We start from the raw sequence: 13,194 nt of genomic DNA, 5'->3' as shown, positions 1-13,194 counted from the left end.
CTATTTTCCTCTCCTTTCTTCCTTTGCAAAAACTTTCATTTCTATAGGTCTCATAGGTGCCCGTGACATTGCTGATTCCAGCTCTGAAGGTGAAACTCCTAATTCCCTTGCCACAATACCCTTTACTAATTTACCACAGGTCTGACCCTGACATAGTCCCATACCTGTTCTTAAATATCTTCTTATCTCTGTAATGGTAAACATCCCATCATGTACTGATTTTCTGATTTCTCCCTTTGTAATTTCCTCGCAGCGGCAGATTATCATATCATCATCAGACTGCACCACAAATTCACCTATGTCTCTTGATCTATCATTTACTTTACTCATAATCTTACCTCCTAGACCTGCTTGAAAAATCTGGCTTTCATTCCCATATCTTTAGGAACCTTTATCGTTAATAGATGTGTATGGTCAAAGGCAGAAAGTGATTTAATTTCCACAACCTCTGCTTCGCAAACCTCTTGTCCGCTTCTGCCTAGAGCAACACCTTTAACACCTTTTTCGGGTAATGGTAAAAATTCATAAGGAAGTGTTACAGAGGTATATCCTTCTTCATAATCTTCATTTACAAGGAATATTGATTGACCTGAACAGGATGCTACACATAATCCACATCCAATACATTTTGATTCTTCATCTACAATAGGAAGAGATGTGATTTTTTCTCCAATTTTAATGCAGTTCTTCGGACAGGCATCCTGACATGGATTACAAGGAATGTTTTGTGAGCATTCTATTACTGGATGAATTTCTTTAATAGATTTTACTCCTGGATATTTCACTACTTCTTCTTCTGTTAAGTACCCCTTCTTCAAAAGATTTATTGAAACATCATAGCCTTCCTCTGTTTTATCCATATCTTTTCCTTTATTTTCAGGACCGAACATTCCCTGTCTCAAACTAAGCAGTGCCTTTTCTAATTCTCCTACTTTTACTTCTAGTTCTTCTTTATCAATAAATCCTAATTTATAAGCGGCTGCTACACCAGAAATTCTTCCCTCAATCATAGCTGAACTTGCTTCTTCAATTCCAGATACATCTCCTGCTACGAATATGCCTGGAATGGAAGTTTCACCATATTCATCGCAAAGAGGAACAAATCCTCCCTTTTTAGGATTTTCCTCCATATTACATCCAGCCATTTTAAGAAGCTGTGACATAGGAGAAAGACCTACTGCAAGACATATGGTATCAACCTCAAAATATTTCTCTGTTCCTGGTATTACCTGCCACTTATTATCTACCTCACCAATAGTAACTCCTGTTACAAATTGGTCTCCTTCTGCCTTAATTATGGTATGAGACAAATAAAAGGGCACTCCACATCTTGCTACCTTTGCTGCATGAACGCCATAGCCACCAATTTTAGGCGCTGCATCTACAATGGCAACCACTTCACAGCCTGACTGTAGAAGCTGATAGCCAACAACCACACCAACATTTCCACTTCCAAGCATAAGTATTTTCTTTCCCGGCTTTACGCTATGAAGATTCATCATAGTCTGCGCTGCCCCTGCACCTATAACTCCTGGAAGAGTCCATCCATCAAAGGTAACCATATTTTCGGAGGCACCTGTTGCCACTATAATTGCATCTCCCTTATAATGGACAACTTCATCATTTATATTTACAGTTATTTCTTTATCTAAAAATAACCCCATTACTATGGCATTAAGTACAACCTCTACTCCTGCTTCCTCTGCTTCCTTCAAAAGCTCCTCACCTATTTTAAAGCCTCTAATTTTAGCTCTATGCTCTTTAGAACCAAAAAATTTATGAATTTGTTTAAATAATTGTCCGCCTGGTTTAGAATTTTCATCAAATACAACAACCTTTAGTCCTCTTTTTGCTGCTTCTATAGCCGCGGAAAGTCCTGCAGGTCCCGCACCAACTACTATTACATCATATCTTTTCATAGAACTACCTATCCTTTCCTAAAGTTTAATCCTGTTCTTTTGCAGAAACACCGTACTGAGTTTGAACCTTCATACCTTCCACAAGAGGAGTTACGCAAGTTCTTACATTAGGTTTGCCATCAACTACCATGACACAGTCTGTACATCTTCCAATAGCACAAAATATGCCTCTTGGAGAATCTCCTTTCTTTGTATGCCTATGAACCATTACACCTGCTGCCTTTAGCGCTGCAGCTATTGGTTCTCCTTCATATCCTTCTAATATTTTTCCATCAAAATCAAAAGTCACTAAATGCCCTTTATTAGCTTCACCTAAAATTGGATGTTCTGTGATCCTCATCTAAATCATCTCCTTCTAAACTTATACTGTAAAATTATGCAAGCTCCGGTACATCCCATAGGTTTAATTTAACGCCAATTCCCTTTTCAATTGCGTTTCTATATACAATTGTTCCCCATGCAACGTCTTCAATTGGCATACCACCAACAGAGTAGATCACAACTTCCTCTTCTTTACGTTTTGCTGGAATTTTTCCCATTAACACATCCCCTAAATCATCAATCTGATCTCTAGTCATCTTTCTTTCTTTTATGAGATCCATACAATGAACAGCTGGAATTGGAATTGTGTTGTATGCTGGATAAATCATTTCTTCAGCCCAAGCTTCATATAATTCGATATTATCTGTTACAGTTCTTGCTCTGTTTAAGATAAAGTCATCATCAAATCTTGCAGCAGCTGGGCAGCATAAAAGTGCACCTGGTTTAATCCATCCTTCATTAATATATGGATACTGACTTGGATCTCCTGTTGGACTTGAAGTTGCAACATGTACAATATCACTGTCTCTTACTGCCTCTTCAATTGTTTCAACTACCCTTATATCCTTTATCTGTGGATAATCCTCATTCAAATATTTAATGAAACCATCTATTGATTTCAGGCTTCTGCCTTTGATTTTAACAGTTTCAATTCCTGATCTTACTGCCATTGTAGCTGCAAATGCAGTTTTGCTCATAACACCAGGCCCAATTATACCAACAACTTTTGAGTCTTCTTTTGAGAAATATTTTACACCAACACCTGGAACAGCTCCTGTTCTGTAAGCACTTAAAATGTTAGCTGACATGTATGCAAGTGGTGCCCCTGTGTCTTTGTCATTTAATGTAAGCATAAGAATTGATCTTGGAAAACCTTTGCCCTTATTTTCAACATTAGAACCATACCATTTCATACCCATCATATCGAATTTTCCACCAAGATATGCTGGCATGGCCATAAATCTTCTGTCTGGACCATCCTTCGGCATATTGATAAACTCTGGACTTTCTGGAAAAGTAACCATTACACCATGTGAATTTCCGTTAGGGCCACCCATACGGTAATCGCCCATTTTTAATAATTTGAACATTTCCTCCATTGCCTCAACACAACCAGCCATATCTTTAACTCCTGCTTTAATCATGTCTTTTTCATTTAAATAAATAAAATCTATTTTTGTTTCTTTCATAATTTTCCCCCCAATAAAGTATAAATTTCATTAATGAAATACTAGGATGCTTGTTGAAAATTAATACTTGCAATATTTTTCTTAAAGTCTTCTGATAGGCTACATCTAATTAAAAGGTATACTACACCTAATCCCATCCACGTAAATCCTACAATTTTTGAAATAGTAGAAAGTCCTAGTAATATATACACACAAACACACATTCCAAGTAATGGTACAATTAAATGCCTTACTACTTTTCCACTCTTATTTTTAAAGTAGTAATAGACTATAACTGATAAATTTACACAGGTAAATCCGAATAACCCTCCGAAAGCAGTTAACTCCGATACTGTTGTTACATCTAAAAACAGTGCTCCAGCAGTACCTATTATTGAGATAAATAATATACTGTTGAAAGGTGTTTTAAATTTAGGATGAAGATAAGAAAATATTTTTTCAGGAATAACCTTATCCCTACCCATGCCATACAATAAACGACTGGCAGCTGACTGTCCTGCTAAGGATGTTCCTACCCCTGCAATCATAATTACAACAGTTACAAATATTTGCAGGAAGCTGCCTCCAACCTTTGAAGCTATATCAAAGAAAACTGTATCCGGACTAGCTATCTGATTATAATCTGGAATTACAAGTGTAGCCAAAAATGCAACTATAACATAAACAAGGGTTTGAATAAGGCAAGCTATCATAATTGCCAATCCTATTTTCTTACCTCCAACGTTAGTTTCCTCCGATAGTGTTGTTATAGCATCAAAACCTAAATATGAAACAACCGCTACTGCTGAACCACTTACTAGAGCTTTAAAGGCAAATGTATCTTTGTTGTATATTGCAGCCATAGAAACTCCGGCACCTACATTTCCAGTAATCATATACTTTAATGCTAAAACTACAAAGGCTATGACAGCAGCAAACATAATAATTGTCATTATAAGGTTTGCCTTAGCTGCAACTTCTACTCCTATTAAGTTTATTATTGTAACAGGTATAGCATAGATTAATACCCATCCCCATATAGGTATTTGTGGAATTATTGCGTTGGCAAAACTTGCACTAATTAAATATAGCAGCATAGGAATTAGAACATAGTCTAATATCATTACCCATCCGGATAAAAATCCAAGCTTAGGATTAACCGCTCTTTGAGTATAACTATAGGTAGATCCGGCTATAGGAAATGCTGTTACCATCTCACCATAACTATAGGCTGTAAACAGCATGGCTACAAAAGCAACTAAATAAGATAGAACTGCGTGACCTTGGGATGTGACATGCATTATACCAAATAGTGTCATAACAGACACTGGCCCCATAAAGACTATTCCGAAAATCACCAAGTCCTTTAACGATAATGCTTTTTTTAGTTCTTGGCTGTAGCCAAAAGATTCTAAATTTAAGTTATTATCCAATTTTTATTCCTCCTTTATTTGAATTTATGATTTTAATAATTTATACAACTTGTATTAATCATATTAATAATATATCATTAATTATTTTAACAATATTGTAAAAAACGGAACTATATAATATTAATTCATGAATTTTTATGTGCTTTTTATAAGATATTAGAAATTAAATAAGAAAGAAAAATACGAAATGGAAATTTGAATCAGATGAGAGTATCAGTGCGGGTAGTCATCAGATAAAATAATTAAGACAACTACAAAAAGGCATGTACTCTGGATAATTAACCACAGATACCATGCCTTACTAAAAAATCCACCTAAAAATTGAATTCTAGATGGATATCTTCCTTTATTTAGTTAAGTTCTGATTAGTATTTGTACAGCTGTCGTTGGAGGTTACATCTCTCATTGTTAAATATTTATATAAATCAATCATATTCATATGACTTGCATTCCTAGAATCATACTTTCCGATTTTAAATGCCCATTGCACCGAAAACCCTATTGTAAATGCAGTTATTAATGTGCCTACTCCAACAGGTCCTCCTAAAAAATAACCAACTATTAGTGCTGTCATTTCAATTGTACCTCTAATCATCCAAAGAGGCTTATTGATTTTTTTCACTAACCCCTCCATAAGTCCATCTCTAGGACCTGCTCCTAGTTCCACTCTTAAATAAAAGTAAGTTGCCCATCCCATAATGAGTACTCCCACTACAAGCATAACTATTCTTCCAAATAAGGTTTCAGGTGTTTTAAAAATATTAAAGTTATTTATTACATCAATAAATACACCTATAAAAATCATATTACATACACTGCCAAGTCCAGGTATCGTTCCTAAAAAGCATGCTAATAGCAAAATAAAAAAGCCCACTATTTCCGATACTTGCCCCAGTGTAAAATCACTGTGCTTTACAATCCCAATATGGAGGACGTCCCAAGGGCTCATACCTAAATTAGAATGGAGTGTTAAAAGTATTGCTATGGCAAACAAAAAGAAGCCCAAAAATAGCGAAGGCATCTTTTTGCCTATTAGAATCCATCTTTGTTTTAATTCTTCGTTCATAAAATCTCCCACCTTAGATCATAGTATTATTAAAATACCATTATACCACTATTTTTATATAAAGTTTCGCCATTCTTAATTTTTAGTAGCCTTTTTAAATTCAAACTAGTACTATATATATCAAATTACTTCATATATATAGTTTAATGAAAGCTTTTACTATATTGACATTATACAAAAATATGTAAGAAGGATGATTTCTAAGTATGATAAGTATAACTAAACTTCTATGTGATTCAAAAAACTATGGAGACAGTCTACGATATGTAAAAGGTGCTGCCTCTGAAAAGCATGGCGTAAGCAGCGGCAGAGGACCTGTAGTTGCTTGGAATTGCACAAAAACCTGTAATTTAAGCTGTAAACATTGCTATGCCAGTTCAGACAGTAAAAAGTGCGAAGGTGAACTAACTCTTAAAGAAGCCAAAGAGCTTATAGATGACCTGAAAGATTTCAATGTACCTGTAATATTGTTTTCTGGTGGCGAACCACTAATGCGTGAAAATTTTTTTGATATACTGAGTCATGCAAAAGAAAGAAAAATAAGAAGCACCATATCAACTAACGGAACTCTTTTAGATAAAGATACATGCAAAACCTTAAAGGAAATCAGTGTTAGCTATGTTGGAATAAGCCTTGATGGAATAGGTTCGAAGCACGACCAATTCAGAGGGGTTTCAGGCTCCTTTGATACTACATTAAGAGGCTTAAGAAATTGCATGGAAGTAGGCCAAAAAGTGGGCCTTAGATTTACTATAAACAAAAACAACTACAGCCAATTAGAAGATATTTTTAATTTGATTAAGGAAGAAAATATACCAAGAGTCTGCTTTTACCACTTAGTGTATTCCGGTAGAGGAAACAAAATAATAAAGGAAGATATTTCCAAAGAGGAAACAAGAGAAGCTATAGACTTAATTATAAGAAAATCAATAGAATTTGGTCCAAAAGTAGAAATACTTACTGTAGATAACCATGCAGATGGAATCTACACATATTTAAGATCCTTGGAGCTATTTAGAGATAAGTCAGAAAAAATATTAAATCTCCTAAAAACTAATGGTGGAAACAGGTCCGGTATGGCTTTTGCCAATGTGGACTTTTATGGAAACGTACATCCAGATCAGTTTACATGGCAGCACACCTTCGGAAATGTTAGAGATAAAAAATTCAGTAAAATTTGGAAAAACAGTAACCATGAAATTTTGACTGGACTAAGAAACAGAAAAGCTCTGCTTAAAGGCAGATGCAGTAAATGTAAATGGATTGATGTCTGTAATGGAAACTTTAGAACTCGAGCAGAATCAGTATTTGGAGACTTTTGGGCAGAGGACCCTGCTTGCTATCTCACAGATAAAGAAATTGGTCTATAGATAACAACACCAAGCATTAACTTATGTTAGGTATATAAATGTGGAGGTAAAAAATTGATTATTTCATGGAATACTACAAATAAATGCAATTTAAAATGCAATCACTGCTATAGGGACTCAGGTAAAGAATCTGAATGTGAACTGACTACAAAAGAAGCAAAACTGCTTATAGATCAGATAGCAGCAACTGGTTTTAAGATAATGATATTTTCCGGCGGAGAACCTCTGATGAGGGAGGACATCTTCGATTTAATAAATTATGCCGGGCTGGCTGGCCTTAGGCCAGTGCTTGGAAGCAACGGTACCTTAATCTCTAAGAAAACAGCAGAAGAACTAAAAAAAGCTGGTATTGCCGCTGTAGGTATAAGCCTGGATAGTCTTGATGCAAAAAAACATAATAACTTTAGAGGTTATAATGACGCCTTCAGACATACTATTTGTGCTATGAAAAATTGCCGGGAATCAGGAATTAGATTCCAAATCCATACTACTGTTATGGATTGGAATAAAAGTGAAATAATTAGTATAACTGATTTTGCGGTTGGTGTGGGTGCTTCAGCTCACCATATTTTCTTTCTTGTACCAACTGGAAGAGGTAAAAATATAAAAGATGAATTACTAAATTCAGAAGAGTATGAGGAACTGTTAACTTCTATAATGAAAAAACAACAGCAGGTAGAGATAGAGATAAAACCTACTTGTGCTCCCCAATTTATAAGAATTGCCCAGAGTTTAAACACAGATATTCGCTTTAAGCGAGGATGTCTTGCAGGTATAAGTTACTGCATTATAAATCCTCGTGGTGATGTGCAAGCTTGTGCTTATTTAGATGAAGTTGCTGGCAACGTGAGAGAAAAGTCCTTTGATGATATTTGGAAGAATAGTAGTTTATTCAATAATCTAAGATCTCAACAATATAGTGGAAGCTGCGGCAGCTGTAAATATAAAAAATCCTGTGGTGGCTGTAGAGCAAGAGCAGCCTACTATAATAATGGAGATTATATGGCATCAGAAAACTTATGCCTATACTCTAAAGCTTTATCCTATGACTAGCAGCTCTAATACCCCCATCTGATTTAAGTTTCTACCTCATATTTTTTTAAGGAGGTTTTTTATATGGATGAAACAGATAAAAATTTACTTACTTTAATACAGCGCGAACTTCCAATTGATAAAAGACCTTTTCAAATAATTGCAGAAAATTTGTTCATTACTGAGCAAGAAGTATTGAAAAGAATTGATAACTTAAAAAAAGAAGGACTAATAAGAAGAATAGGCGGTATCTTCAATTCTAAAAAATTAGGATATACAAGCACTCTTTGTGCTGCCAAGGTTCCCCCTTCCAAAGTAGACTGTGTAGCTAAAATTATAAATAGCTATGATGAAATAACACATAATTATATAAGAGAAGGTATTTATAATATGTGGTTTACAGTTATAACCTATTCTCAGGATAACTTATGCAGGATAATCGAAGAAATAAAAGTAACTACAGGTTTAGATGATATAATAAGTTTACCTGCAGTTAACTTGTTTAAAGTTAAAGTAGCTTTAGATTTAGGAGGAGATTAAGATGCTAAGTCCTCTTGATAAAAAGATACTAAAGAGACTCCAGGAAGATATTCCTCTAACAGCTTCCCCTTATAAAGATATGGCTGAAGAATTAGATATAGATGAGGATGAGCTTATAGATAAGATAAAAAAATATAATGAGACTGGTATACTAAAGAGAGTGTCTGCCATACTATACCATAGACAGGCAGGTTTCAATGCTAATGCCATGGTGGTCTGGAAAGTTAATAACAAAGATATCCTCTCCATTGGTGAGTACCTGGCATCTATTCCTGAGATTAGCCACTGCTATGAGAGAATAGCCTATCCTTTTTGGGATTATAATTTATATACGATGATACATGAGAAGGATATGGAAAGGTGTAGCAAAATTATTCAAGGTATATCTGATGCAATAGGAGTTACAGAGTATAGAGTTTTATATAGTACTCGTGAATTGAAAAAAACTAGTATGAAATACTTTAAATAGATATTTATAAGTTTTCATGAATATAAACCATGCATATAAGGAGGTTTGCTTTCCTATTTATGCATGGCTTTTGTTTTTGTATAGGAATTTCATGAATTTCAAAATAGTCCCTTTATTTTTCATTGGCGTAGATATGTCTTTTCAGCCACAGTCTGAAAAATTGTAATTGTTCTTTTGTGTGGAAATAATGTTCTCCATGCTCCATTACTTGCAAATTGCAATCAAAGCCTTTTGCGAAGTCAGATACCACATCAAACTCACATAAATTATCTTCTGCCCCATATAGGATTGAAGTTGGCTTATTCCAATTAACAATAGGATGTTCTTTCACATAGCAGTAGTAATCCCAATAGAGTATTTGTCCTATAGGTGTAGAAATTTCTTTTTCTTTTTCTAATCTATTCTCGCTCACGTTAAACCATGTCATCATATTATTTATGATACGTTCCATATTTACCACAGGAGACAGAAACAAACACTGTTGCAGCGGCTCATGACTATATGTCAGCAAGCTAAAATACGCTCCCATGCTGCATGCAAATACGCTTATACTATTTGCTAATGATTTTGCATAACCCATAATGGTATTAAGGTCCTGAACACAATTTTGAACTTTGCAAGCATAGGTTTCATCCTTACGGTCACCATGTTCAGGCAAATCAAAACTAAGCACTTGATAACCTACTGCTGTTGCTTCTTCTGCAAACACAACAATAGCATCATCCGCCTTATTTGACATATTACCATGTATCACTACGAATAACTTATCTGATTTATCCCCCCACAAAATTGCAGGGATATTTTCTATTTTCAAATTTTGTTTCATACTTCTCAACTCCTTTTACTATAGGGTTCACTACCAAAGCCCTATAGTAACATTATACCTTTGTTTTTCCTAATTTATCTCCCTATAGGATAACTTGACACTATTTTATTCTTTCAAACTAAATCTATAATTTTCCTTTGGCTTTTAATACTTGTTTAGATTTATATCTTATCATCCAATTCTTAATAAGATTTTTATTTAGTCCCGGTACCCTTGATGTAGTGTTATAGCTGTCATTAAACATCAAATTTAATATATGTAGGGATTTTTTCTCTGCAATAGTCATTGCCTCTCTGCAACTTGCACAATATGTTATTATATAATCTTTCTCTGATTTTTCACCACTGCTTTTCATTACCCTTTTAGAAAGTTCAGGATTTGCAGGTACAGCCATTCCACCAAAACCACAACATCTAGTATTTTCTCTGGAATACTCTGTTTCCTCAAGTCTATATCCTAATTCATTTATAATCCATCTTATACCTTCATGTATGTCAAAATTATTTCTTGTAGGACAGGCATCATGGATACCAAAGGTAATATTGCTAATTTTACCTTTGCCTTTCATTTCATCATAAAGCCCTAATTCAGGAATAACCGTCCATAAGGATCTTACCTTTTGATTTGGACTAAATTGAGACATAGTAATATAGCAATTTTGACAGGCAGTTATTACTTCTTCCACTCCAAGTTTGTCAAGTTCTGCTTGAAGTTCTGAGTATCTTTCATGAAACTTTTCTTCTTGTCCCAATGATAGTGTTGGTTTACCACAGCACTTTAATATTGCGCCGGTGCCAGGCAGTCTTTCCTGTAAATACTCTAAGGTTTTCCCCACAAGCTCCGGGCTATAGGAGGATAAACTGCATCCTGGAATAAATACTCTTTTTGTATATCCTGCCTTTGTATCTGGTATTGTAACATTAAAGATTTTTGAAAAACTAAAGGTTTGATGAAATTCTATGCTCTTATGTCCCTTTATTGGTGACTTACCTCTATTATTTTTTATATGTTCTTTTCTCATTTCAACAAATAAGTCTTCAATACTTAATCCCTTTGGACACATTTTTTTGCATGTTTCACAGGTATTACAGGAATAAGGAATACTTGGATCAGCATTTATTGGTTCTATATCTCCGTTAAAAAAATCCTTAGGGCTGATCTTAAAGTTATTTAGCATTTCACATTCTCTAACGCAGAGTTTACAGTTAATGCAGCTCTCTGAAAACTCTTTAGCTTTTTTATTAAATATATCCGAATAGACAAAGTTACCCATATATCCTCCTATTTAGTTATAACTTTATACAATCATTCTAGAAAAACTCTATCTGATTCAAGTTTCACTTCTTAATATTCAATTCCACTAAAAATACTCCCATAATAAACGTCTCATAAAATCTAAATCTAGATATTCTTTAATTTTATTATAGGTATCCATATTTTTAATTTCCTTTTCGTCCTTTTGATACTCTAAATATGCATAGGCACACCAGGACAAAGCTCTTAAATAAAGGAATGGAGTATATAACTCTACCCTCTCCCTTATATTCTTATCCTTAACCTTCAATCCACCCACATATGCTCTAAAAAATTCTTCTTTTTCTTCTTTACTTAATATGTAATCTGTTTTCCATAGTGTGGTAGTAGGTGCTAAAAATTGAGTCAAATCCTGGCAAGGATCACTTATCACCGGCTTCTCCCAGTCTATAAGGTAAGATTTTTCCCTTCCTATTATAAAATTACTAGAATTGACCTCTGTATTATTAACAACATGCCACTTGTTCTCCAAAAAATACTTTTCTCCATGCTTGTTTTTTTCAGCCCATTCAATAAATACATAAAAGAAGTCCTTGAGCTCTGACGGTATTTTAGGAGATTGAAAAAAATCCTTTAAAAGCCTTTGGGCTTCTTTTATTCTTTCAGTAAATATATTCTCTTCTATAATTAGATTTTTAAAATTGTTTCCCGTTATATCTATAGAATGTATTTTTGAAAATATTTCTGCTGCAGATTTTAAGTCCTTATGATATTCTAAGGGTTTTCCCTCTAAAAATTCCATTATTAAAACACCATAGTCTAGCTGTTTTTTACTATCATCTACATAATAAGCCCTTGGTGTTACTCCGCTTACCTCTAAGCTCTTTAACGCCTCATATTCATATCTTATTTGATTTTCTGAAGCAATTTGGCTGCCGGTATTTACTCTAAAGACATATTTTTTATTACAATCTTCAACTGTAAAGTTAATATTATATTCTCCCTGGGCTAGAAATTTTATCTTATAATCCTCCCCAAGCTTCAGTTCTGTATTTAACTGATTATATTTCATATACTCATAAATTTTATTACTTAATACATCCTTTAACACTTGTAACACCTCCCCATTTATTCTGTATAAAGTTTATTGTATTAATAGGTAAAGCCTTGCCACTAAATTTTCCTTTTCGTATTCTTTTCATAAAATCATCAATATCTTCTTTTTCATCTATATCACCAAGCTTCGTTGTAAGTCCTACCGTCAATCCTAAATTATTAGCTATTAAAACAGTAGCTTCAAATACAGACTTGTATCCCCATTTTAAATCATTACTAAAAATATCCTTACAGCTTTTCTTCATGCCAACTAAATAATAACCACCATCATTAGTAGGTCCAAGGCAAATGTCATTGCCCTCCAATTCATCATAGGCTTTTTTGATGTCTTCAGCTTGAAGAGATGGTATATCTGACCCAATTAATATTACCTTTGAATATCCTTTCTTTAAAAGCTTTTGAATGGCATTCTCCATTCTATCTCCTAGTTCATGTCCCTCCTGGGGGAAACTATCTATAAAACCTGGAACAATGTCTTCTACTAGATAAAGAGAATTTTCTGGAGTATAGGTAACATATATATCTGCTATTTCTCTAAGCTCATCAACCATTTTAAACAAATCCAAAAGAAAACATCTATGTAGTCTAGCACACTCTTCTCCTGTAAGTATTTTCATCAATCGTGTTTTTGTCATTCCCGCAATTGGGATTCTAGTCATAATTATAAGAGCATTCATTA

Annotated in this window: 14 protein-coding genes; 4 read left to right on the top strand and 10 right to left on the bottom strand. The window is 34.2% G+C overall.

Translation table 11 applies throughout. The features are described from left to right. From CLMAG_RS19340 to CLMAG_RS19315, 6 genes are all read right to left on the bottom strand, one after another. Positions 1-330 carry a (2Fe-2S)-binding protein gene (locus tag CLMAG_RS19340; protein ID WP_066626430.1) on the bottom strand — a complete coding sequence of 110 codons (330 nt, stop codon included), beginning with the start codon at positions 328-330 and terminating at the stop codon, positions 1-3. Positions 331-341: 11 nt separating this feature from the next. Continuing rightward, the gene (locus tag CLMAG_RS19335) at positions 342-1,919 is read right to left on the bottom strand and encodes an FAD-dependent oxidoreductase (RefSeq protein ID WP_066626427.1); all 1,578 of its coding nucleotides are present in this window, start codon (positions 1,917-1,919) and stop codon (positions 342-344) included. Between the two features lie 25 nt (positions 1,920-1,944). Then, positions 1,945-2,259: a (2Fe-2S)-binding protein gene (locus CLMAG_RS19330; protein WP_066626425.1), complete on the bottom strand. Its 315-nt coding sequence runs from the start codon at positions 2,257-2,259 to the stop codon at positions 1,945-1,947. Positions 2,260-2,293: 34 nt separating this feature from the next. After that, positions 2,294-3,430 (bottom strand): ornithine cyclodeaminase family protein, encoded by a 1,137-nt coding sequence (locus CLMAG_RS19325; protein ID WP_066626423.1) that lies wholly within the window; start codon positions 3,428-3,430, stop codon positions 2,294-2,296. 41 nt (positions 3,431-3,471) lie between these two features. Next, positions 3,472-4,842, bottom strand: a complete 1,371-nt coding sequence (locus tag CLMAG_RS19320) for an APC family permease (protein ID WP_066626422.1) — start codon at positions 4,840-4,842, stop codon at positions 3,472-3,474. A gap of 346 nt (positions 4,843-5,188) precedes the next feature. Continuing rightward, positions 5,189-5,908, bottom strand: a complete 720-nt coding sequence (locus tag CLMAG_RS19315; RefSeq protein ID WP_066626421.1) for a YczE/YyaS/YitT family protein — start codon at positions 5,906-5,908, stop codon at positions 5,189-5,191. Positions 5,909-6,114: 206 nt separating this feature from the next. Here CLMAG_RS19315 and nirJ1 point away from each other — a divergent pair, with 206 nt between their 5' ends. The 4 genes from nirJ1 to ahbB all read left to right on the top strand — a co-directional run bounded on the left by nirJ1 (position 6,115) and on the right by ahbB (position 9,319). After that, the gene (gene nirJ1, locus CLMAG_RS19310) at positions 6,115-7,278 is read left to right on the top strand and encodes a putative heme d1 biosynthesis radical SAM protein NirJ1 (RefSeq protein ID WP_066626419.1); all 1,164 of its coding nucleotides are present in this window, start codon (positions 6,115-6,117) and stop codon (positions 7,276-7,278) included. 54 nt (positions 7,279-7,332) lie between these two features. Beyond that, positions 7,333-8,331, top strand: a complete 999-nt coding sequence (gene nirJ2, locus CLMAG_RS19305; protein WP_066626417.1) for a putative heme d1 biosynthesis radical SAM protein NirJ2 — start codon at positions 7,333-7,335, stop codon at positions 8,329-8,331. A 63-nt stretch (positions 8,332-8,394) separates the two neighbouring features. Continuing rightward, the gene (ahbA, locus tag CLMAG_RS19300; RefSeq protein WP_066626415.1) at positions 8,395-8,850 is read left to right on the top strand and encodes a siroheme decarboxylase subunit alpha; all 456 of its coding nucleotides are present in this window, start codon (positions 8,395-8,397) and stop codon (positions 8,848-8,850) included. Between the two features lies 1 nt (position 8,851). Then, positions 8,852-9,319, top strand: coding sequence for a siroheme decarboxylase subunit beta (gene ahbB, locus CLMAG_RS19295; RefSeq protein ID WP_066626414.1), 468 nt, complete (start codon positions 8,852-8,854; stop codon positions 9,317-9,319). 112 nt (positions 9,320-9,431) lie between these two features. Here ahbB and CLMAG_RS19290 read toward each other — a convergent pair whose 3' ends face one another. The 4 genes from CLMAG_RS19290 to CLMAG_RS19275 form a co-directional block, all read right to left on the bottom strand. After that, positions 9,432-10,145, bottom strand: a complete 714-nt coding sequence (locus CLMAG_RS19290) for an alpha/beta hydrolase (RefSeq protein ID WP_066626412.1) — start codon at positions 10,143-10,145, stop codon at positions 9,432-9,434. Positions 10,146-10,269: 124 nt separating this feature from the next. Beyond that, positions 10,270-11,418 (bottom strand): (Fe-S)-binding protein, encoded by a 1,149-nt coding sequence (locus CLMAG_RS19285; protein ID WP_066626409.1) that lies wholly within the window; start codon positions 11,416-11,418, stop codon positions 10,270-10,272. An 87-nt stretch (positions 11,419-11,505) separates the two neighbouring features. Continuing rightward, positions 11,506-12,510, bottom strand: a complete 1,005-nt coding sequence (locus CLMAG_RS19280) for an aminoglycoside phosphotransferase family protein (protein ID WP_066626407.1) — start codon at positions 12,508-12,510, stop codon at positions 11,506-11,508. Further along, positions 12,488-13,192, bottom strand: coding sequence for a TIGR04282 family arsenosugar biosynthesis glycosyltransferase (locus CLMAG_RS19275; RefSeq protein WP_066626406.1), 705 nt, complete (start codon positions 13,190-13,192; stop codon positions 12,488-12,490). Before CLMAG_RS19275 ends, CLMAG_RS19280 begins: the two co-directional genes overlap by 23 nt. Positions 13,193-13,194 lie beyond the last annotated feature (2 nt).

This window comes from Clostridium magnum DSM 2767 (assembly GCF_001623875.1).
GTDB lineage: Bacteria > Bacillota > Clostridia > Clostridiales > Clostridiaceae > Clostridium_AM > Clostridium_AM magnum.
This window is presented reverse-complemented; position numbering and strand designations above follow the sequence as displayed.

Excerpts from the sequence above, each read along its gene's own strand:
- CLMAG_RS19340 (WP_066626430.1), bottom strand. The coding sequence starts at position 330 with ATGAGTAAAGTAAATGATAGATCAAGAGACATAGGTGAATTTGTGGTG.
- CLMAG_RS19335 (WP_066626427.1), bottom strand. The coding sequence starts at position 1,919 with ATGAAAAGATATGATGTAATAGTAGTTGGTGCGGGACCTGCAGGACTT.
- CLMAG_RS19330 (WP_066626425.1), bottom strand. The coding sequence starts at position 2,259 with ATGAGGATCACAGAACATCCAATTTTAGGTGAAGCTAATAAAGGGCAT.
- CLMAG_RS19325 (WP_066626423.1), bottom strand. The coding sequence starts at position 3,430 with ATGAAAGAAACAAAAATAGATTTTATTTATTTAAATGAAAAAGACATG.
- CLMAG_RS19315 (WP_066626421.1), bottom strand. The coding sequence starts at position 5,908 with ATGAACGAAGAATTAAAACAAAGATGGATTCTAATAGGCAAAAAGATG.
- nirJ1 (WP_066626419.1), top strand. The coding sequence starts at position 6,115 with ATGATAAGTATAACTAAACTTCTATGTGATTCAAAAAACTATGGAGAC.
- ahbA (WP_066626415.1), top strand. The coding sequence starts at position 8,395 with ATGGATGAAACAGATAAAAATTTACTTACTTTAATACAGCGCGAACTT.
- ahbB (WP_066626414.1), top strand. The coding sequence starts at position 8,852 with ATGCTAAGTCCTCTTGATAAAAAGATACTAAAGAGACTCCAGGAAGAT.
- CLMAG_RS19290 (WP_066626412.1), bottom strand. The coding sequence starts at position 10,145 with ATGAAACAAAATTTGAAAATAGAAAATATCCCTGCAATTTTGTGGGGG.
- CLMAG_RS19285 (WP_066626409.1), bottom strand. The coding sequence starts at position 11,418 with ATGGGTAACTTTGTCTATTCGGATATATTTAATAAAAAAGCTAAAGAG.
- CLMAG_RS19275 (WP_066626406.1), bottom strand. The coding sequence starts at position 13,192 with ATGAATGCTCTTATAATTATGACTAGAATCCCAATTGCGGGAATGACA.